We start from the raw sequence: 19,024 nt of genomic DNA on the forward strand, positions 1-19,024 counted from the left end.
CGCCCTCAGCGGTTGGGTGGTGGGTTACGCGGCTTGGCTGATGTCCAAGCGCTTCTGCTCGGCGATCCAGTCGTAGAGGTCGGCGGGGTCGTACCGGGTGTGCTTGCCGACGCGGAACCCGGGCGGGCCGGTCCGCTTTTTGCGCCACTGGTAGAGCGTCTCGACGGGGACATCGAGAATTTCGGCGACGTCGTCGGGGTTGAGGTATCGGTCGGGGAGTCCGCCGCGCAGGATGGCGCGGGGGTCGCTCGGGGCAGTCATGTGCTCCTCCGGCGGGATCGGCAGGGCATGTCGGGTGGGCGCGAGGCTCGCGTGCTGTCCGAGGCTGGGATTTCTGCGTCATCGCGTCATCTACCGACGGGCCATCGGGCTCCTTCAGCTCGGTCCGGGGTGCGAAAACCCCGGAAAGCACTGACAGAACTGACAGAACCTCGCCATGTGGCCTCTGACCTGCTGTTTTGGTTGGTTTGGCTCGCGTGACAAAACCTCAAAAAACTCTGACAGAACCTCGAAAACCTCGGTTCTGTCAGACCGGACGGCTCGCCCGCGGCGAGGTTTTTGGAGTTCTGTCAGAGTTTTCGGAGGTTTTGTCAGAGCTCCGAAAGTGCTCGTTTTCGCAGGTCACAGGGCTGGTCGGGAGGTTCTGTCAGTTCTGTCAGTGGGTTGGGGGGTTTTCAGGCGGCGGGGGTGAGGCGGGGGTGGGTCTCGTAGCGGGGGGAGGGCGGCCGGCCGCCGCGTGTGGTGCGGGGTGGCGGGGGCTGCTGGCGGATCCAGCCGTGCTCTTCCAGGAGGTTCAGGGCGGGGTCGAGGTCACCCATGGCGGGGAACTCGCTGCGGGGCATCGCGCGGAACAGGTCGCGCTTGGTGAAGGTGGCGGTGCGGGTCTCGCTGAGGTGGGTCAGGACGGTGTGGGCGGCTTCCTGGGCGGGGTCGGCCTTCATGGCGTTGAAGACGTCGAGGGCGTGGGCGGTGAAGTAGTCCCCGAGGCGGGTGGCGGCGGCCATGGTTTCGGTGGCGATTGGCCGGGTCCAGGCGTCCTCGGGGTGGGCGGCGAGGTGGAGGAGCCCGGCGATGCGGGCGACGGCTCCGTCGCGCTTGCTGGCCCAGTTCACGATCGGCGCGAGGCTCCCGTCCTTGCGGAGTCGGGATTCCGTGACGCGCTGGTAGGCCAGCAGGACCGCGTCCGCCTCGGGGGTGAGGGAGAGTTCGGCGGTCTCGGTCCAGCCCGCGAGGGTCAGGGCCAGACACCCGAGCTTCTGGGCGTAGGTGCCGGCTGTTTCGGGGCTGAGGAGTTCGGGGGTGAGGTTGCGGTAGCCGACGAGGGACTGCGGTTTGGAGTAGAGGAACCGGGCGAGCAGGCCGCGGCCGTCGGCGCCCTTGATCTGCCCGATGGAGTCCAGGACGTCCGGCTGGACGGCCAGGCCCATGGTGATGGCGGGGTTCTCGATGTACTGGGGATCACGGGCCTGCCGGTTGACGCGGGCCATGTCACCGGCGTGGCCCTTGAGGAAGATCCCCATGTTCGGGACCCCGGAGTACCGTCCGGCGATGATCTCGAAGATCTCGCCTTCGGGGGACAGGATCGAGATCCGCCCGTCCTGCTGGGCGAGGAGGCTGGTCAGGCTTTCGGCGGTGATGTCGTCGGCGACGAGCTGGGGCTCGACTGGGACGACGGCCCGCTCGGCGGCCTCGGCCAGCGAGATGGCCTGGGCGGTCAGCCCGGCCAGCTTGTCGGCATCGGCGTTGGCGGCCATCTTCTCGGCCCTCTCCGCCGCGGCCTTCGCGATCCGGGCGGAGGCTGCGGCCTCGGCCCGCTGGGGTGCGGTGAGGTCGATGAGGGCCTTCTCGGCGGCGAGGAGGGGTTTAGTCATGAGCCCGAACACGGCGCTCTTGCGGTTGCCAGGCGGCAGGGCGACGGCGGTGTAGAGGTTCACGGGCTCGCTCCACTGCCCGCGGACGTTCACGGTAACGCGTCCGCCGGCGGCGGTGCCGATCACGGCCAGCGCGAGGCACCCGGCGAGGTCGACGGGTGTCTGAGTCTCCTCCGCGACCCCGGCGGTCATGGCGGCGAGCCAGTCGGGCAGAGCGTCCACAGGGAACGCAGGGAGCTGCCCACGCGGGTTGAGGGGTACGGGCTCGTCCCACCCGGGCCCGGTGATGTCCTCCGGGGTCATCTCGTCGAACCCGGCCCACAGCTCAGGGTCGTGCGGACTCATGCGGCTTCCCTTCGCTGGTCGAGGAGCGGGCAGAGGGTGCGGTGCTGTTCGTGGTCTTCGACCAGCGCGAGGGCGCGGGTGAGGCCGGCGGCGAAGATGTCGCGGCCGCAGGAGCACCAGGACCGGACGGACGGGGTGGCGCCGTACGAGGGCGGGGCGACGATGTGGAGCCAGGCGACGGGCCGGCGTCCGTCGTCGGCGTGGGGGTCAGGGCGAACAGATGAAGGGATGCCTTCGGCGACGACTTTCGGCGCGCCATTGCCGTCCCGAGCTGGGGTCGGTTCGGCGGGGCTGGAGTGGGTACTCACGATGTCCTCACCAGGGCGGCGCCGAATCCGTTGGTGACGGCCCGCTCGGCGTACGCCTCGGGGACGTCGACGGACACGGCCACGTCGATGATCTGCCGGGCGAGGATCTCCAGGCCGCAGGGGCCAGGGCAGGCGGTGTGCTGGTTGGCGAGGAAGCGGGCGACGCCGTAGGCCTTGGATCCGGCGCCCTCGTCGCGGCAGGCGGTGATCCTGGCGAGCCCGCGTTCCAGGCCGGTGCGGATGAAGGTGTCGTTGTGGCGGCAGCCGGTGGCGACGGATCGGTCCCAGGTGGCGCGGGCCGGTGAGGAAGAGTCCACCTCCCCTCTCCGGGAGCGGGTGGAGGTGGACTCTTCCCTGCCGACCAGGGCGCGGACGGCGTCGGGCAGGACGGTCATGGTGCCGGTCCCGGTGTTGATCCAGCGGGCGTAGGACATCAGAGACTTGATGTCCACGCCGGGCCGGACCCCGTTGGCGGACTGCACGGCGCCCCGGTAGATCCAGTGCTCACCCCGGGTGGTTGCCACGGTCTTGGTCGCGGGCAGGTGCCGGCGGGCCCATACGACGGCTTCGGCATTGTCGAGGTCCACGACCGTGAGCCCGGCTCCGCCGGGGTGGTAGGCGACCCCTCCGGCCTGCCGCCAGGCCCGGGCCCACGCCGGGGAGGTGAGGACGGCCGGGTCGGTGGTGCCAGCGGCCCAGGCATGGCAGGGGGCCGGGCACTGGCAGGGCCCCGCGAACTTCATGTTCGGACGGTCACCGCACCGGCAGGGCCCGGCGCTCTTGCTACTGGTGCAGGCGACACAGTTCCCGACGGGGAGCTTGCTCGCGCGCAGGGGCAGGACGGGGAGCCCGATTCCGGCGAGCCAGAGCGCTGTACGCAGGTGAGTGGGTAAGGCCGGTCGGCGGGGGTCTCGCGGGAAGTCGGTGGGGTCAGTCATGCTGGTGTCCTCCACAGGTCTGTTGAGGGTTGTGGACGAGGGCGGCCTCGCTTCATTGGCGTGAGAGGGGGCCGCCCTCGGCGTAGCTAATGGCGGTGCGAGTGGCGGTGGTCGAGGAGCGTGAAGGTGAGCGCCGATTCGGCGAGCTGGCCATAGGCGAAAGCGGCGTCGGGGACGGCTGCGAGCTTCTCGTTGACGTCGGCCAGGTCGAAGGTGTCGGGGATGTCCGGCCGGTCGGCGCCGCGGACATACGCCCACAGGTCACCAACCCGGCCCAGTTCAGCTCGCGCCCGTTCGAACTGCTGGTGTCCGTCCCAGGCGTCGAGGCCCTTGAAGGCGGGCGGGACGGGGAACAGCTCGTCCGGGATGGCGGTGCGGCCGTCGGCCTGGCGGCTGAGTTCGACGAGGGGTGGCTGCTGGCCGTCCAGGACGCGCAGGAGCGCCCACGCAGCCCCATAGGCGTATGCGGCGGCCGCGTCGTCGTACAGCTCAGCCACGCGGCACTCGTGGGCGAGGTGGGCAGCCACGATCGCGAGGAGCGTCCGGTCGTGCGGCCGGTCCGGGACCGCGGACGGCTGGCCGGGGATGCTGATGGCGCCGTGGACGGGCCGGAGGCGGGCGAGGTGGTACTGCGCGCCGGCGGCTTGGGCGGCCCGGTGGGCGATGCGGGCTTCGCGGGCCGCAGCGCCGAGGGCGGACAGGCTGTCGGTCAGGGTCTCGAACCACGGAATCGTGGTGGTGGTCATGTGGTGTCTCCTCAGTGGCGGGTGTGGTCGGTGGCCAGGTCGGTCAGCCGCTTGGCCTCGTCAGGGGTGACGTGCCGGTAGCGGACGGACACCCGGCATCCCGGGTGCGGGCATCGGACGGTGCGCTGCCCGGTGAGGAGCGCGAGTGCGTCGGTGACGCGTTCGGTCAGGGGCTGGGGCTGGTTCATGAGGGCCTTCCGGGTTGCTGGGTTAGGCGGCAGCGAGTTCGGGTTGCTGCCAGGTGGGGAGTGCTGCGAGGACGCGGGTGCGCCAGCGCATGGCGTAGTCGATGCAGTTCGCGCAGTTCTTGTGGGTGTGGCCGGTGATCGGGGGCCGATGGCGTGCGTGGGAGCTCCAGGCGAGGGAGTCCGCGGAGGCGAGGAGGTGTCCGACCCTTTCCAGGCCGAGGGTCTTGAACCCGAACCCGTGCAGCCGCAGCCCGTGCGAGGCGAGGGTGGTGACGATGGCGGCGCCCTCGCGGGTGGATTGCCGTCGGCAGACCGACCCGAGGCCGACGACGGTTTCTGCGGTGAGGTCGATGCCGGCCTGCTGGTAGAGGGTGATGCAGTCTTCGTAGTCGGCTATCTCCCAGCCCTGCAGCACAGGAATGATCGGCAGGTCGGGGGCGAGCGCGCGGAGTTCGAGGTAGTTGGCGACGGTGCGGCGCTGGTGTTCAGCGACGGTGAGCCCGGTCCCAGCGAAGCGGACGGGGCCGGCTTGTCCGCCGTGGATGACGATGGGTTCGCACATCCAGTCCTGCGGGGCGGCCCAGTCGAACGGGCCCACGCCCTCCCAGATCCGGTACAGGTCTTCGACGTACCGGGCCGGGGTGCGAGTCCACCGGCCGTGCTTTTGGAGCTCCGTGAACCCGCCGGAGTCGACCGCGTACCGGCCGAGAGCTCGCGGCAGGTCTCGTGCGACCGCGAAGTGCTCGGCCTTCAAGAACAGCGGCTTGTCGCTGAGACGGACCCAGTGCCGTTTGTGGGTGGTCAGGTAGAACAGCATCCTGCTTGTGCCCTCCCGTCGTGATGAGGGCGGCCTCAGTCTCTGGTGAGACAGGGCCGCCCTCGTTGTGTCTGCTGTGCGAGGCGCTCAGTTGCTGATCTGCCTGCGGACGTCGGCGACGAGGCGGAGGATTTCGTGCGCCAGGTCGGCGATCGCCTGCAGTTGCTCTTTCACGTCCGTCGGCTTCGTGAAGGAGAAGGACGGTTCGCGGTCCGGCTTGGGGTCGGTGAAGTGGAACGACACGGCTGGCTCCAACGGGTTCAGATGTTCAGATGGGCTGCGCGCCGGATGGCGGCCTCCCACACGCCTCGGACCTGGGCTCCGGTGTGGTTGTCGTTCCAGGCCGGGATGGCCTCCCACTGCTTGCCGTGCTGCCGGCGGGCCTCCGCGAGGAGAAGGTTCCCAGCGTCGCGGTAGGCGCCGTTGCGAGTGCCGGCGGCCGCTCGCAGGGCGCCGATGGAGCAGCGGGCGCCCTCGGGGTGGATGAGCCGGTGCTTGGCCCACCCCTGGGTGTCGAGGAAGGCGAGGGCCTGGGTAAGGGTCTTCTCGACCGGCCCAGGCCGGTGCACGGCCGGTGCCGCGGCGAGGATGACGGGTACCGGTGCGGGAGTGGCCGGGATGGGTTTCGGGGTGGGGTCGAGGAGCTGGAATGCCTTCGCGTACAGGGCCGGGTCGATGGGGGTGAAGCTGGTTTGGGTGCGGGTGGTCATGCTGCCCTCCACAGTCCGTTTTCGTTGGTGACCTCGTCCCGCTTCTTCAGCTCGGACAGGCGCGGCTTGACGTTCTTCGCGGTGGTGCCGAGCTTGCGGGCGATGGTCTCGGCGGTCATGGGGATGGATTCCTCCTTGAGGAGTTCGAGGATTCGCGGCTTGATCAGCTCGGCCCCGTCTCCCACAGCCGAGGCGCCGGCCGGGTCGGTCTGTGCCTGCTGCTGCGGCAGTGCGCCCGGGCCCTGCTGGGCCTTGGCGAGAAGGTCGGCAAGGCTGCCGATCAGATTCCTGCCGCGCTGGTCGACCATCGGCGTGCTCGTGATGGCGTCCCGGTGCTGCCAGGCCTGGCAGTCCTCCACATCGACGGGTTCCTGGTGCCCGGCGAGGGAGACGGGCGGGACGTCCAGGTACAGGGAGCGGAACTGGACGGCCTGCGATCCGGGGGTGAGGAGGTAGCCGAGGCCGAAGGTGCCGTCCTCGGGGTGGGCGACGGCGGTGGTGTCCAGGCCGCTCATGTCCCGGTCGGCGACCCTTTGGGCCTGGCCGGGCCAGGAGTCGGGGATCATCGACAGGTCGATGCCCTCCGCGCCCTGGACCGCGTTCGCCCCGACCAGGGAGCCCTGGCCCTTGGCGCAGCGCAGGAACACCGCGCCGCCGCCGATCAGGAGCTGGGAGCGGATGATTGAGGAGTTGCCGAGGTCCTCGGCCAGGGGGGTCTGGGTGGCCAGGACCACGCCGATACCGCGCTTGAGGGACCGGCGGGTGAGCTGCTCCACGATCGCTTTGGCCTCTGCGTGGTACTGGGAGGAGGCCGACAGCAGCATGTGGGCTTCGTCGATGACGATCAGGACGAGTGGGTCGGTGAAGGGGAAGGAGGGGGTGCGGTAGCGGGCCTCGCGGTCGAGCATCAGTGCGTAGGCCAGGCGCAGGGCGCCCATCGCCTCGTCCAGCCCGTCCCCGCAGTGGGCGGCGAGCGGGGCTCCGGCGATGGTGCCGGCCTGCGGCGAGGCCAGGATCACCGCGATACGAGACTTATGGGCGGAGAGTAGGACCTGCTCCAGGACCCCGGACTTCCCGGACCGGGACCCGCCGACGAGGTAGAGGTGGCGGGCACCAGAACCCGACTGCGCCAGGGGGACGAGCGCGGCCTGGCCGTCGATGTAGGTGCCGAGGCGGACGTAGCCGCGTGAGTCCATGGCCAGTTCGCCGACGACCGTGGAGAGCATGGTGCCGTGCATCAGCGCGTGCTCCTTCATCACGCGCACCCCCACCTGCGAGGGCTTCTCGGTCGGGGCCAGGGCGACCTGGATGCTGGAGAGTGCAAGGTTCGCCGCGAGGTCTTGCAGGTTGACGGTTCCGATGGCCTTGCGGTCGCGGGTGGCGATCCCCTCCCAGTCCAGCGGCCCGGTGTAGCGGGTGAGGGTCAGCGTGGTGCCGGGCATCGCTCCATCCGGAACGGCGACGTGCGCGGCCCACAGCTCCTCCGGAGACGTTGGCGTACCGGCCACGATGGAGGGCGCCGCCGACGGCTGCTTGAGGTGCACCGCCACGGGCAGGGCGTTGGGGGCGTAGTGCTTGGGGTCGCCCATCTCCACCTGGGAGACGGGGACTCCGTAGACAGAGGCGATGTCCGCCGCCTTCACCCTCACCTGCTGTCCCTGGGGGAGGGTGATGATCCCGGTGAAGGACACGTGGTCCTCGCCGACGTCGAGGGTGAGGTGGGCGAGTGTGGCGCCGGGCTGGATGAGCTTGCGGCCCTCGGTCTGGGTCGGGCCGCAGATGAACTCCGTCCACCACGCCGTGATCACCTGCGCCTGCGAAGACTCCCCCGCCGGGACCGTGGCGGGCAGGGCGGGGAGTTCGGCGGCGGTGTTGCGGTGGTGGGCCAGGGCGGCCGCGCCGGCCGGGACGGCGAGGCCGAGGGCGAAGAGCGGGTCCATGCCGGAGGAGAGGAGCTGGTGGGCGGCGATGCCGGATCCGGTGGCGGTGATGCCGCAGGCGATCAGGGAGCGCAGAGCGGGGACGGAGGCGCCGACGGCCCACGCCCCCGCTCCGGCCGCCGCGGCGGCGAGAGCGGACCAGGGGCCGACCGTGAGAGCTCCCACGGCCAGGGCAGCGGGCGCGTACTGGATGAACTGTGCTCGGGTCGGCCCCATGGGTCCTGCCCTCCTTACTGCTGGGCGTAGAAGGAGGCTTCCGCCATCTCGACCGGGGAGGTGTCCACCGCGTCCGCGATGCCCCCGTGATCGGTCTCCACGGTGGTCTTCGCGTCGTCGGCGGCCGCGGCCGCACTGTCCGCCGCGGCCGTGTACGCGCCGGCGGCTTCCTTCGCACCGGTCATCGTCAGCGCGGCGTCGGCGAACTCGGCGGTGGTGGCGGTGTCGACGGCGAGGGCCTTCATGGTTTCGGAGGCGTCCTGCATCTGCTCCGCGGTCTCGTCCACGGTGGCGGCGAGGGTGGTGACGGTCTCGGCGTGGACGTGGACCTGGTGGGTGAGCCAGGCCAGCTTGGCGCGCAGGGCCGCGTAGGTGACGGCGTCCTTCAGGGACTCGGTGACAGACATCCAGGCTTCTCCTCTGCTATCGGGCGTTGTAGAAGTCGCGTTCGGCGGGCTTGGTCAGCGGGGAGTCGGCCACGGCCCGGAAGATCGCCCCGTGGCGGACTTCGGCGTTCGCGGACGCGGTCCGGCAGGCTTCCTCGCCGCCCTGGATCTGGTCGTGGAGCTTGTTCGCGGCGGCGGCCTGAAGGGCGAGCTGTTCCTTGAGGTGCTCGCACTTGCCGATCAGGTTGTCCCCGACGCCCTTCTCGGTGATCTCGGCGATCAGGACGTCGCAGTCCGCGGCGAGCTGGGTGGACTCGTCCACCAGCTCCAGGCAGGTTTCGGTGCTGGACTGGCAGAGGGTCGCGGCGCCTTCGGCGAGGTCGATGACCTGGGTGAGGGTCATGACCTCACCGCCGCTGTAGGTGCGGGACTTCCCGGCCGCGGTCGTGACGTGGACACCCGTCTCGTCGACGGTCGCGGTGTGCGGGGTGGGCGGGTTGGGCTGCATCGTGGGGTCCTTCCTGATCTGTTCGGGGATCGAGACCTTCGGAGGCGGAGGGACGGTGCCGGGCGGCGGCATCACCGGGCCCGGTGCCGGGGCGGCCGGCGCATCGGCAGGCGGCGGAGACGGCGGATCGGCCGGCGGGGGCGTCGGGGTCTGTGTGGGTTCCGGCGGTGGGGCCGCCGGAGGAGAAGTGGGCTTCGGCGGCACGGTGGCCCCAGCAGCAGCCTGTGGAGCCCCGCCCGGCGGTGTGGCTGCGGGTGAACCGGAATCCGTGGTGCGGGGCTTCTTCATGTAGGCGGAGCGCCATCCGTCACGCAGGCCTCCGGCCCAGTGGGCGCCTACCAGAAGCCCGTAATGGGCTTTCGCTGCCGCGTTGTAGGAGGCGTTTCGGAAGGTGTCCGGTGCCCGCGTGGGCGACCATTTGGATTGGGTTTTCGGCGGGGGTTTCTTGATTCCGACTTTCTCGTATTTGCCGTGTGTGTTGTCGACGCCTACGAGGTAGCTGATGGCGAGGAGTACGAGGAGTTCCACGAGCCTCCCTCTGTGACACTGTGTGGCTGCGGGTGGTTACCGGTTACCGGTTACAGGCCCCGTGGGCGCCGGTTCGGGCCCCTCAGGGAGGCTCGAACCGGCGTCTGTGGGCTGTAACCGGTAACCGGTAACCGGGGCGGGTGGTGGCCTAGCGTGACGAGCCGATGTTGCCGACGGTGTCGTTCGCCGTGTTGAAGACGGATGCGAGGGTGCTGCGAATCTCCTCGCTGAACGGCGTGTAGGGGAGGAAGATCCCGGAGACGATCAGCATGATGCAGATCACCATCTGCTTTCCCTTCATCTTCTTGAAGGTGAAGAACAAGGCCCAGCAGAACAGGGCCAGGGCGAAGAACTGGAGCGTCATTCTCATGCACCCTTCTCGAAGGTGAATCCCTTGTTGCTCGCGGGGGTGACGGCACCGGAACCGGAGGAAGTAGAGAGCTTCTTGTAGGCGACGAGACCGGCGCCGCCGACGAGGGCCACCCACAGCCACGGGCTGGACGTCATTGACCCGCCGGCGCTGCCGGACTCCTCCGCCTTGGGGGCCTTGCCGCCGAGGGTGGGGGCGGTGCAGGAGGGGATCTTCGCGACGTCGTACGAGGCGGCCTTGGCCACGGCCGCCGACCGGATCTTCATGCACTCCAGGTAGACGGACATCTCCCGCTCGTAGAGCGTCTTGGCCGCGGCTTCCTCGGTCTCGGCCCGCTTCTTGTCCGCCTCCGCCTCCACCAGCGCGTTCGCGGCCTGCTCCTTGGCGCGGGCCCGGTCCTGGGCGGCCTGCTCGCCCTGCATGCTGGTGACGGCAACGACCGTGCCGCACACCGCCAGGACGGCGATGGTGCCGCACACCGCGAGAGCGGCCGTGTTGCGGCGGACCCCGCCGATCTTGCCGATCGTGGCGGAGAACTTCGACGACGTGCTGGGCTTCTCCGGGGCCGCGGTGTTCATGCGCGTGAACTCCTCGTCCCAGTCAATGCCGGACATGGTTCCCTCCCTTCCGGTGCTCGGTTCTGCAGGTCACAGCCGGTTGGGCTCCAGGCTGAAGAAGACGGTGTTCGCGGAGCCCATCTCCGGGTGCTGGGTCACGAGGTGGCCCCGGAGCGCGACGAAGACGTCGTAGCGGGTGGCGTCGGCGGGCGGGGTCCACGTCCCGTACTGCGTGCTCATCCCCCGGCCGGGAATCTCCAGGGTCAGCACCCACATGTGGGAGCCCTGCGCAGCGGCCGGCGCGGCGGTGGTTGCGGTGGTGGAGGTCTGGGAGGTCACGGAAACTCCTCGAAGAGTCAGGTGTTCAGGCGGCGAGGCGCGGGGCGTCCGCGCACGGGGTGCACATGCCGAGGGAGGCCGGGATCACGTATCCGGCGTCGCGGCGGCAGGCCGGGCACCGGCGGCGGGCCGCGTTGGCCTTCGCCAGAGCGGCGGCCCGCCGGGCGGTCATCGGGCGGACCGGGCGGGCCCGGTCAATGCGGTAGAGGTAGGCGACCAGCGGCCCCCGCTTCCGGCGGGGCCGCTCGATCTGGGCGACGACGTCCTGGCCCCCGGGCCGGAGGCCGAGTGCGCGGAGCTGCCGGCGGGTGGCGAGCCCGTCCGGGGCCAGGCGCCACCGGTAGACAGAAACCAGCGGGTTCGTAGATTCTGAAGGTCGGCTGGAAGCGAACCTGCTGCAATGGCGACCATTTGAAGGGATGGGCACTCAGGTTCAGCGCTGCTTGAATGCTTCAATGATCGAACTAGTGCTTCCCCTGGCAGCGGCAGGGCTGACGGTGTGGCTCTTCCGCCGCAAAGTGCAGCAACGTGCCGACAGCGCCGCTCAGGGAAATGTGATCAAGGTTCCCTGCCTGCTCCGGCATCCTTCGCTTGAAGGGCGATGGCTTCGTGGACGACTGCTGATAGGCCCCTCCTTATTGGCCTGGGAGCCCCGGACCAAGGCCGGTGCGGCAGTATCCCTTCCCGAAGGATTGCGTCGGGTCAGCGTGCGTTCACCGTCGCTGCGTGAGGCGATGAAGATCAACGCTGGGTGCAGGATCGTTGAGTGCACCTCTCCCGAAGGGGCCCTTCTTGTCGCTGTGATGCCGAATGAGTTGGATCACGTACTCACGGCCTTGAACAGCAACGGAGCAGAGTAGACAGCATCTCGTCATGCCTGGGTCGGGTCGATGGTGAAGCGCTCGGGACAGGCAGCGCGGACGTAGTGGATCGCGGTGTGGGAGGTGATTCCGAACAGGCGCATCAGCCGGATCGGGTCCGCAGTCTCGCGAGCCTCGTCGAGGAATCGGTCTTGCCGGAGCTGTGTGGCGTTGATCCCGATCCGGTCCCGCAGTGTCTGGAAGTTGGAGGCGGTGACTGCGGGCTGGTCGACGCGCATGGCGGTGATGGGGCTGACGATCAGGTAGGGGTTGGTGCTGTGTGGCCACCGGTGGTGACGCTCGACCAGCCAATCTTTGACGAGCCGGAGAGCGAACTCGTCCAGGCAGACCTCGTGGTCGGGCCGGTTCGGTCTGTGGATTCGCAGTCGTCCGGTCGATCGGTTGAGATCGTCCAGCCGGATCTCTGCGACCTACTTGGGGCGGATGCCGTAGACAGCGATCAAGGCGAGGGCGAGTTTGTCCTTGGCGCCGGGGACGTGGTCCAAGAGCCCCCTGAGCCGGTCTGAAGGGATGGCCCGGGGGACTCTGACGGGGGCCTTGAGGTGCACGTTTCGGGCTGGGTCGCGAAAGATACGGCGCTCGCGCCGCAAGGCTCTGAAGAGCGACCGCAGCCCTGTGAAGTAGGAGTAGTTGACGGCTGCGGTCTTCACCTCCTTCTCGGTGACTTCGTTGAGCGAGGTGAAGTGGTCCCAGGCATCCAAGACGGCCACGACATTGAGCATGTAGCCGCGGACCGTGTTCCAGGGCATGGGCGGGGAGGACCGTTTGCCGTTGCCCCGGAGCACGGCCACCCAGGCCTGGAGGTCTGCCTGGAACTGCGGCGGCGCTTGTGCCGTCCAGCGCTGAACGGATGCTTCGTCGGCTCCGATCGCGTGTGAGTCCAAGGCCAGCAGGCCTTTGAGCTGGAGGAACCCGGCGACACGGACGGCGTTGTAGTACGGAGTCATACGTCCGACCGCGTAGACGTCGCGTTCGAGGATCGGGGTCTGGATGCCGAGCCAGCCCAGCAGCACCCGCAGGGTGCGAAGGCTCTTCTTGCGGGTCGCGGAGGTCCACGCCTGGGCTCGGGCGAGCTGGTCGAGTTCGTCAACGATTGCCTGTGCCGCGGGGCTGATCTTCAGCAGGCCAGGGTCCTGGAGCTTCTTCCAGTCCCGTGCCGGAACGGGGAAGAGTTCGAGCTGGGCAGGATCGATCAGATGCTCGGGCCAGTAGCGGCGGGCTGCCCTGGTCTGCTGGGCCTGGTGCCGTCGTGCAGTGTTGAGATCGCGGCCGATCTTGTTCGCGTAGATGTCGATCTCGCCGCCGAACCAGAGCTGGTCCGGGACAGGGGCGCCCGCCAGGGTCTGCTCCAGCTGGACGACGCGGCAGCGCCGGCAGCGTCCCAGGGACAGCGGGAGGATGCGGTGGCAGCGCCGGCACCCACCCCGCTCGTTGAACTTCCGCCAGTTCTTGCAGGCTGAGCACAGTTTCGACGTGGTGCCGGACCAGGACAGGCAGTGCTCACAGCTGACGGGAGGCTGGTGGGGGTGGAGTGCGAGATGCCAGCTGTTGGGGCGCCGTCCCAGAAGCCGCGTGCGGCGGAACAGCTCAACCACTGGCCCGCGAAGTTGAGGAAGTTGTGCGATGTCCTGCTCGCGCACCAAGGTCTGTCCGGCTTCCCGGCCGGCGAGGGCGAGACGGACCATGTGAAGAGCGAGCCTTTCCCACGCGTCGCTCAGATCCCGCTCGGACGCCATCTGCGTGATCGCCGCGGAGAGAGCGGGCAATTCCACGAAATCGCGGTCCGCGATCCGGTGTGCGTGATCCACGGTCAGCGTCCGGGGCGGGGCCGGCCAGGCAAGCTGACCGGGCACCTGCACCGGGCAGACCCGTGGATCATCACGGACGACAGGCACGCTCGGTTCCGGTGACCACGGGCGCCAGTGGGAATGGGGAATGGGCAGCTCAGCGGTGAAGCGGAAGACCACCTGGCGCCAGTGCATCATGTCCTGGATCTCAGTTGGGCGGCAGTCCGCGCAGACCGCGGCCGGTGCCGGGAACGGGCCGGACCGCCGGGCCGTGATCGGGCCGGGCGCCCGCCACCCGGCGTTCGCCCTGCTCCCGCGAGGAGAGGTAGGACTCCGGCTCGGCCTGCATCAGGTCAGCGACGGTGCAGTCCAGTGCCGCACAGATCTTGTCCAGGTCCTCCAGCCGGACCGTGACCGGCTTGCCGCTCCACAAAGCCGCGACCTTGCTCAGGGAGGGCGTGAACCCCACCTCGGCTAGGACTGCCTGCAGCTGCGTCGGCCGCCAGATGTCACGCTGGGCGGCGACCATCCGCAGATTCCACTTCATCGTTCATGCCTCCATGCTCAGCCGGCGGACCGCCCGGCGTGCTGACTGCAAGGCAGCCAGCTCCGGGTCCGCCTGGACGGTCGAGAGATACCCGACCGTAGTGCTGGCCCAGATATGGCCAAGGACCTTCTGGACGTCCCAGAGCGCCATGCCGCTCTCATAAAGATGAGTCGCCCGCGCATGCCTCAGCAAATGGGGGATCAGGCAGGTCACCGGCCCGGGAAGGTAGAGCTCGCCGGCAGTCCTGAGCGCCTTGCGGAAGGCGTCGGGCTGCACCGGCATGCCCACGGCGATGTTCACGGCAGCCAGCGCCCGCGGCCGCCGCTCGGAGGGGAACAGCGGTGCGGCCGGGTCCGAGATGTCGTCGCTGAACGAGCCGCGGATCTCTTCGATGTACCACCACAGCAGCTCGCGTCCCTCCGCGAACAGGTAGGCCTGCCTTTCACGCTTGCCCGAACCGCCGGCCCCCTTGCCCTGGACGACGAACCGGCCCCACTGCCCCAGCTCCCAGTGAATGTCTCCGAGACGGACCGCGCACAACTCGCTCGCACGGACCCCCGAGACATAAGCAATCTTGGCCATCACGTAGTCGCGTACGGCCACCTGGTACTTGCGCGCCGCCGGAAGCGACGCCCGCCACTTGGTGAAGCACTCCGTCAGCGCTCGTTGCGACGGAGGGATCCGCAGTCCGAAGTCACCACGGTGGACCGGCCTGTTGAAGGAGTCGACCGGCGACTCGACAGTCGCACCGAACCTCCGGGCGATCTCACCGGCGTAGCGCTGCTCCAGGAACGCGAAGTAGCTGTCGACCTTGACCAGCTTGCTCCGCACCGTCGAGCGGGCCCGCCGACGTTCTTGCCCGGCATAGAACCGGTCGACATGCCGCGGCGTGAGCCGCCACGGCACCAGGTCGTAGAAGGAGCACAGCTCCATTACCGGCCGGACCAGCTTCTCCAACGTGGTGGGAGCCAGTCCGGCGACGTCCCGGGCCCACAGATACTCGGACACGGTGTCCAGGTAGAAGCCCTGCTCATCGACGGCACAGGTCTGTGCGGCAGCCCGGCGCTGCAGCACCTGCACGTCCGCCAGGCCGCTGCCCTCCGGCCCGCCGGGGCCTTGCACATTGCCGTCCTCCGGCTGCCCCATGAGCAAGGTCAGACGGCGGCGACTTCCTGAATCCCGCATAGCCCCGCAAGTTACTGGCCGAACTCGCAGAATCTGCCAGCAACTCGGGAAACTCGACACGGACGGATGACAACCAACAAGAAGGCCCTCACCTCCCCACTTGCTCTGATCCCCGTACAAGAGGCGGTGACGAACCCGCGTGAACTCCAGTTGGCAGGGTGCTCACCGGGGGCTTTCTTCCTGGGCCATGAGCGTCGCCCAGGCCCCCCGGATCCGGGATTCGCCGCCGGTGAATCCGGACTCCCGGAACGCGGCGGCGGTCTGCCGGTAGGACAGGGGCGGGTCGGCGGAGTAGCGCAGATAGCGGAGCACGACCACCATCTGCTCGTGGGTGAGGGGCTCCCCGATCAGCGGTGTGGACACCCCGGCGATCGTGGCGACCTCGTCAAGAGTCACGGGCGTGACGGCAGGCGTGACGCCCTCCTCGTCCAGGCCCGTCAGCGGGTCGTTGACCTGCGTGTCTTCTCCGTCACGCCCACCCGTGACGCCACCCTCCCCGGAGTCCGGTTCGGGCACCCGGGGGAGGGCGGGAGTCACGGCCGCCGTGACGGCGTCACGGCCACCCGTGACGGGCTCGACCGGGGGTGTGAGGGGGATGGCGAACATGTCGCTGAGGGCGACGTCCGCGCCGGTGGTGATGCGCTCCCGCTGAACCTCCAACAGTCGCGCCCCGAGCGTCGTGTCCGCGGTACCGACCTTGCGGGCCAGACGCCACGACGTCCGATCCGACCGCTTCCGGATCTTCTTGTCGGGGTGGTTGGCCGCGCGGGCACGGTGGTAGGCCAGGGCCTGGACCACGGCAGCCGCCCGCGCTTCGGCCTCGGCATCCCGGCCATCGACGTGGACCACGATCCGCCGGGCCAGGAAGGCCATGCCCTCGGCCGAGACCGACATACCCATCGGGGTGATCGCGTAGATGACGGTGCGGGGCCCGTCCGGAGCGGCGACCGCAGACATGGCCGACGCGGCGGCCGGCAGAGCCCACAGCCCAGCGCGGACCGCCGCCGGGGAGGACTGCCCCAGCATGGTCAACCCCAGCAGCACCAGCGCCAGGACGGCGGTGGCACCTTCACCCGCGGCGACCGCGCCGAGCGCGGTACCGGAGTTATAGGCGCCCTTCATGTTGGAGTACGTCCCGTACCCCCCGGCCCCGCCCGTGGCCAGCATCGGGGCGAACGCGAGGGCGAGGACGAACTTCTGGACTCCCGTCAACGGCCGGCCGCTCACCGGTATCCCCCGTTCTTCTCTTCCTTGAAGGGGGTGTAGGTGATGGGCTCCTCGGCGGTTCGGGTGCGGATCGCGTCCGCGGCCCGCCGGGGGTCCCGGGTGACAGCTCGGTTGGATTCGATGATGATCCGCACGGCGAGCGCCCGGCGCTCCAGCAGCCGGTAGTAGAGACGCTCGTCCGCCACCTCGATCGACGGCAACGGCAGGTCCAGTGCTTCCACGATCGCTTCCAGCAGGGCGACGTGAGCCGCGTCGGTGCGCTCGTTCATGCCGCGTCCCCCGAGACCTGCGTACCGACGGCGCAGTTGGCCGCGTCCCGGCGGGCCGCCATCACCTTCCGGTGCGCCCGCCGGATGCGCCGACTGTGAATCTGGGTCGGCGGCTGATGCAGCAGGACGATCAGCACGTCCAGCAACTCGACCTCGGCGGAGATGACCGACATCTCCGCCTCGATCGCGTCCAGCTCCGCGTCCGACGGCTCCAAACCGTCGGACCACGGGGTAACAGCGTCGTGAAGTGCAGCGATGGACTTCATGGGTCTTGCTCCTTCTGTGGAGGAACGGGACTCGACAGCAGCCCTCGGCGCGGGAACGCCGGGGGCTGCACTGCATGCGTTGGGTGAAGCAGGAAGCACACCGGCTTCCCTCGACCCCGCCCGTACGGCCCAGAAGCGCCGGACGGGCGGAGGAGGCAACCGGCCGCGGCAAGGCCGCAGGATTGGGGTGGTCTCGATTCGGGGACGCGGCTGCCGGATCAAGGAACAGCTCGCTAGGGCCCCGTTGTAGGCAGAGACCGCCTGCCGTATGGGCTGCCAAGGACCGCGCCCGAAAGCTGCGCGGCTGCCCACCACCCTCGCCCCGCTTTCGCGGGCCTCGATGCCCTGACCTGCGCCATAAGGGCACAGCTCACCCGTTCCAGCCTGACTTACTTGGCTAGCCCGGTGGGCATGGGGATAACGTAACCAGCTTGGCTAGCCACGTCAACATCTGGCTATCCAAGCTGCTCAAATAGTCAGGTTGGCCGTAGCATCGGGCCATGACCTTTGCGCTTGAACCCCTGGACCCGGACGACGACCGGCCGCCGTACGAGCAGGTGGCGCGCAGTCTCGGAGCCGCGATCCGAACGCGGAAGCTCGGCCCTGGCGAGAAGCTGCCGTCGCACAAGATGCTGACGGACCACTACGGCTTCGCTCGCGCCACGATTCAGCGGGCGCTCCGGGACCTCGAAGACGAGGGGCTGGTCGTCTCCCGCAAGGGGAGCGGCGTGTTCGTCCGCAACCGCACTGAGCGGCCGGCGGGCCTGCGGCCGTACGTCGAGCAGGCTTTCGCCAGTCGCAACGTCACGATCGATTTCGCGGGGTTCTCCAGCGAGACCCTGCACGGCGCACTTCAAGAGCCGCTGGACAAGATCCGGATCGGTCGGCTCACCCCGACCAGCATCCGGATTCGCATCCTGGTGCCGGACATGGCCGTGCCGCAGGCGGCTCCTGTCCGGCGTGAGGACTGCGCGGACGACGCCCGGCTGCGCAGCCGGATGCACGACATCATGGTCGGCTACACCCGCAGCATCTCGGACGCCATAAGCGAGCTGAGCCACCTCGGGCTGGTCCAGGAGAGCAGCGTCAGTGTGCGCGTCCACAGTGGTACGCAGTTCTTCAAGCTGTACGTGATCAACAACGAGGACGCGTTCTTCGGGTACTACCCGATCAGGCCGAACAAGGTCGTGGCGCAGGGCGAGGCCGTCGAGATCTTCGACCTTGTCGGCAAGGACACGATCCTCTTCCACCACTCGATGAACGACGGCGACTCGTCCAGTGGCGCACAGCAGGTCGAGCAGGCGCGCATGTGGTTCGACAGCATCTGGGACACGATCGCGAGGGACGCCGATGCCCACACCCTCTGAGGCTCTGGCTGACGTCATCGGGGCGTCCGCCGGGGTGCTCTTCGACTTCGACGGACCCGTCTGTGACGTGTTCGGAGGGCTGCCTGCCCCGCAGGTAGCAGTCGAACTGGCCGGCATCGTCGCGACCCGTGCGCCGTCCCTCGCGGACCGTGCCCGCGCGACGGACGACCCGATGGAGATCCACCGGCTCTCGCAGGAGGGCGGAGCGGACCTCCTTGCCGCGGTGGAGGCAGCGCTGACGACGGCCGAAGTCGCCGCGGTCAAGGTTGCCGGGCCGCCGGTGGCCGGCGCCGTGCAGGCGCTCAAGGCCGCCCGTGCATCGGATCGGCGCGTCGCCGTGGTGAGCAACAACTCAGCCGAGTGCGTTCGGGAGTATCTGGAGCTCCACGGCATCGCCGGGGCGGTCGAGGTCGTAGTCGGGCGGCCGGTGCTGCGGCCGGACCTCATGAAGCCCGCTCCGCACCCGCTGCTCGCCGCAGCCGCTGCCCTGGATGTCGAGCCCGCCGCCACTGTGCTGATCGGGGATTCGACCACGGACGTAGAGGCAGCCCGGGCCGCGGGCACCCGCAGCATCGGATTCGCTAACAAGCCGCGGAAGCACTCGACGCTTGCCGACGCCGGCGCGGACGTCGTGGTGCAGAGCATGGAGGCCGTCGCGGACGCGCTCGCTTCGGCGGCTGCCGCAGACCAGCTCCCGTAGCCTCTACCTGCGTAGAGGTCAGGACGGG

The 19,024-nt window shown here is 69.2% G+C and carries 26 protein-coding genes; 3 read left to right on the top strand and 23 right to left on the bottom strand.

From position 1 onward, the window contains the following. Positions 1-24: 24 nt before the first annotated feature. The 16 genes from OG207_RS27855 to OG207_RS27930 form a co-directional block, all read right to left on the bottom strand. Positions 25-261, bottom strand: coding sequence for a helix-turn-helix transcriptional regulator (locus tag OG207_RS27855; protein WP_329101925.1), 237 nt, complete (start codon positions 259-261; stop codon positions 25-27). Between the two features lie 413 nt (positions 262-674). Beyond that, positions 675-2,216 carry a YfjI family protein gene (locus tag OG207_RS27860; RefSeq protein WP_329101928.1) on the bottom strand — a complete coding sequence of 514 codons (1,542 nt, stop codon included), beginning with the start codon at positions 2,214-2,216 and terminating at the stop codon, positions 675-677. Next, positions 2,213-2,524, bottom strand: a complete 312-nt coding sequence (locus OG207_RS27865; protein ID WP_329101930.1) for a hypothetical protein — start codon at positions 2,522-2,524, stop codon at positions 2,213-2,215. Before OG207_RS27865 ends, OG207_RS27860 begins: the two co-directional genes overlap by 4 nt. Further along, complete coding sequence (locus tag OG207_RS27870) at positions 2,521-3,462, bottom strand: bifunctional DNA primase/polymerase (RefSeq protein ID WP_329101931.1); 942 nt, start codon at positions 3,460-3,462, stop codon at positions 2,521-2,523. Before OG207_RS27870 ends, OG207_RS27865 begins: the two co-directional genes overlap by 4 nt. Before the next feature lie 86 nt (positions 3,463-3,548). Continuing rightward, complete coding sequence (locus OG207_RS27875) at positions 3,549-4,208, bottom strand: hypothetical protein (protein ID WP_329101933.1); 660 nt, start codon at positions 4,206-4,208, stop codon at positions 3,549-3,551. Between the two features lie 11 nt (positions 4,209-4,219). Further along, entirely contained in the window at positions 4,220-4,396 is a 177-nt protein-coding gene (locus tag OG207_RS27880; RefSeq protein ID WP_329101935.1) for a hypothetical protein, read from the bottom strand. Between the two features lie 22 nt (positions 4,397-4,418). Further along, the gene (locus OG207_RS27885; protein WP_329101937.1) at positions 4,419-5,213 is read right to left on the bottom strand and encodes a deazapurine DNA modification protein DpdA family protein; all 795 of its coding nucleotides are present in this window, start codon (positions 5,211-5,213) and stop codon (positions 4,419-4,421) included. 87 nt (positions 5,214-5,300) lie between these two features. Further along, entirely contained in the window at positions 5,301-5,456 is a 156-nt protein-coding gene (locus OG207_RS27890) for a hypothetical protein (protein ID WP_329101939.1), read from the bottom strand. Positions 5,457-5,473: 17 nt separating this feature from the next. Beyond that, positions 5,474-5,923, bottom strand: coding sequence for a DUF6197 family protein (locus OG207_RS27895; protein ID WP_329101941.1), 450 nt, complete (start codon positions 5,921-5,923; stop codon positions 5,474-5,476). Beyond that, positions 5,920-8,079 carry an ATP-binding protein gene (locus OG207_RS27900; protein WP_329101943.1) on the bottom strand — a complete coding sequence of 720 codons (2,160 nt, stop codon included), beginning with the start codon at positions 8,077-8,079 and terminating at the stop codon, positions 5,920-5,922. Before OG207_RS27900 ends, OG207_RS27895 begins: the two co-directional genes overlap by 4 nt. 14 nt (positions 8,080-8,093) lie before the next feature. Continuing rightward, entirely contained in the window at positions 8,094-8,486 is a 393-nt protein-coding gene (locus OG207_RS27905; protein WP_329101945.1) for a hypothetical protein, read from the bottom strand. A gap of 16 nt (positions 8,487-8,502) precedes the next feature. Then, positions 8,503-8,973, bottom strand: a complete 471-nt coding sequence (locus OG207_RS27910) for a hypothetical protein (protein WP_329101947.1) — start codon at positions 8,971-8,973, stop codon at positions 8,503-8,505. 676 nt (positions 8,974-9,649) lie between these two features. After that, positions 9,650-9,871, bottom strand: coding sequence for a hypothetical protein (locus tag OG207_RS27915; RefSeq protein ID WP_329101948.1), 222 nt, complete (start codon positions 9,869-9,871; stop codon positions 9,650-9,652). Next, positions 9,868-10,485 (bottom strand): hypothetical protein, encoded by a 618-nt coding sequence (locus OG207_RS27920; RefSeq protein ID WP_266817239.1) that lies wholly within the window; start codon positions 10,483-10,485, stop codon positions 9,868-9,870. The genes OG207_RS27915 and OG207_RS27920 overlap by 4 nt, the downstream gene beginning before the upstream one ends. Before the next feature lie 33 nt (positions 10,486-10,518). Continuing rightward, the gene (locus tag OG207_RS27925; protein ID WP_329101953.1) at positions 10,519-10,767 is read right to left on the bottom strand and encodes a hypothetical protein; all 249 of its coding nucleotides are present in this window, start codon (positions 10,765-10,767) and stop codon (positions 10,519-10,521) included. Between the two features lie 25 nt (positions 10,768-10,792). Continuing rightward, entirely contained in the window at positions 10,793-11,122 is a 330-nt protein-coding gene (locus tag OG207_RS27930) for an RRQRL motif-containing zinc-binding protein (protein ID WP_329107936.1), read from the bottom strand. Positions 11,123-11,222: 100 nt separating this feature from the next. Between OG207_RS27930 and OG207_RS27935 the strand changes: the two genes are divergently transcribed. Then, entirely contained in the window at positions 11,223-11,627 is a 405-nt protein-coding gene (locus OG207_RS27935; protein ID WP_329101955.1) for a hypothetical protein, read from the top strand. Positions 11,628-11,638: 11 nt separating this feature from the next. On the opposite strand, the gene OG207_RS27940 is transcribed toward OG207_RS27935, so the two are convergent. The 7 genes from OG207_RS27940 to OG207_RS27970 all read right to left on the bottom strand — a co-directional run bounded on the left by OG207_RS27940 (position 11,639) and on the right by OG207_RS27970 (position 16,929). After that, positions 11,639-11,866, bottom strand: a complete 228-nt coding sequence (locus tag OG207_RS27940) for a hypothetical protein (RefSeq protein ID WP_329101957.1) — start codon at positions 11,864-11,866, stop codon at positions 11,639-11,641. 192 nt (positions 11,867-12,058) lie between these two features. Continuing rightward, positions 12,059-13,633, bottom strand: coding sequence for a hypothetical protein (locus OG207_RS27945; RefSeq protein WP_329101959.1), 1,575 nt, complete (start codon positions 13,631-13,633; stop codon positions 12,059-12,061). A gap of 10 nt (positions 13,634-13,643) precedes the next feature. Next, entirely contained in the window at positions 13,644-13,982 is a 339-nt protein-coding gene (locus tag OG207_RS27950) for a helix-turn-helix domain-containing protein (protein ID WP_329101961.1), read from the bottom strand. A 3-nt stretch (positions 13,983-13,985) separates the two neighbouring features. Further along, entirely contained in the window at positions 13,986-15,128 is a 1,143-nt protein-coding gene (locus OG207_RS27955) for a tyrosine-type recombinase/integrase (protein ID WP_329101963.1), read from the bottom strand. A gap of 201 nt (positions 15,129-15,329) precedes the next feature. Then, a complete protein-coding gene (locus OG207_RS27960) occupies positions 15,330-16,334 on the bottom strand; it encodes a hypothetical protein (RefSeq protein ID WP_329107938.1) in 1,005 nt (334 codons plus the stop codon). Positions 16,335-16,390: 56 nt separating this feature from the next. Beyond that, on the bottom strand, positions 16,391-16,663 hold the full coding sequence (locus tag OG207_RS27965) for a hypothetical protein (protein ID WP_329101965.1): 273 nt from the start codon (positions 16,661-16,663) through the stop codon (positions 16,391-16,393). Continuing rightward, the gene (locus OG207_RS27970; protein WP_329101967.1) at positions 16,660-16,929 is read right to left on the bottom strand and encodes a DUF6284 family protein; all 270 of its coding nucleotides are present in this window, start codon (positions 16,927-16,929) and stop codon (positions 16,660-16,662) included. Before OG207_RS27970 ends, OG207_RS27965 begins: the two co-directional genes overlap by 4 nt. 500 nt (positions 16,930-17,429) lie before the next feature. On the opposite strand from OG207_RS27970, the gene OG207_RS27975 reads away from it, so the two are divergent. Together OG207_RS27975 and OG207_RS27980 are read left to right on the top strand one after the other, a co-directional pair. Further along, the gene (locus OG207_RS27975; RefSeq protein ID WP_030760775.1) at positions 17,430-18,296 is read left to right on the top strand and encodes a GntR family transcriptional regulator; all 867 of its coding nucleotides are present in this window, start codon (positions 17,430-17,432) and stop codon (positions 18,294-18,296) included. Then, positions 18,280-18,996, top strand: a complete 717-nt coding sequence (locus OG207_RS27980) for an HAD family hydrolase (RefSeq protein ID WP_329101969.1) — start codon at positions 18,280-18,282, stop codon at positions 18,994-18,996. The genes OG207_RS27975 and OG207_RS27980 overlap by 17 nt, the downstream gene beginning before the upstream one ends. The last annotated feature ends 28 nt before the right edge of the window (positions 18,997-19,024 follow it).

It is taken from the genome of Streptomyces sp. NBC_01439, from assembly GCF_036227605.1.
Taxonomy (GTDB): domain Bacteria; phylum Actinomycetota; class Actinomycetes; order Streptomycetales; family Streptomycetaceae; genus Streptomyces.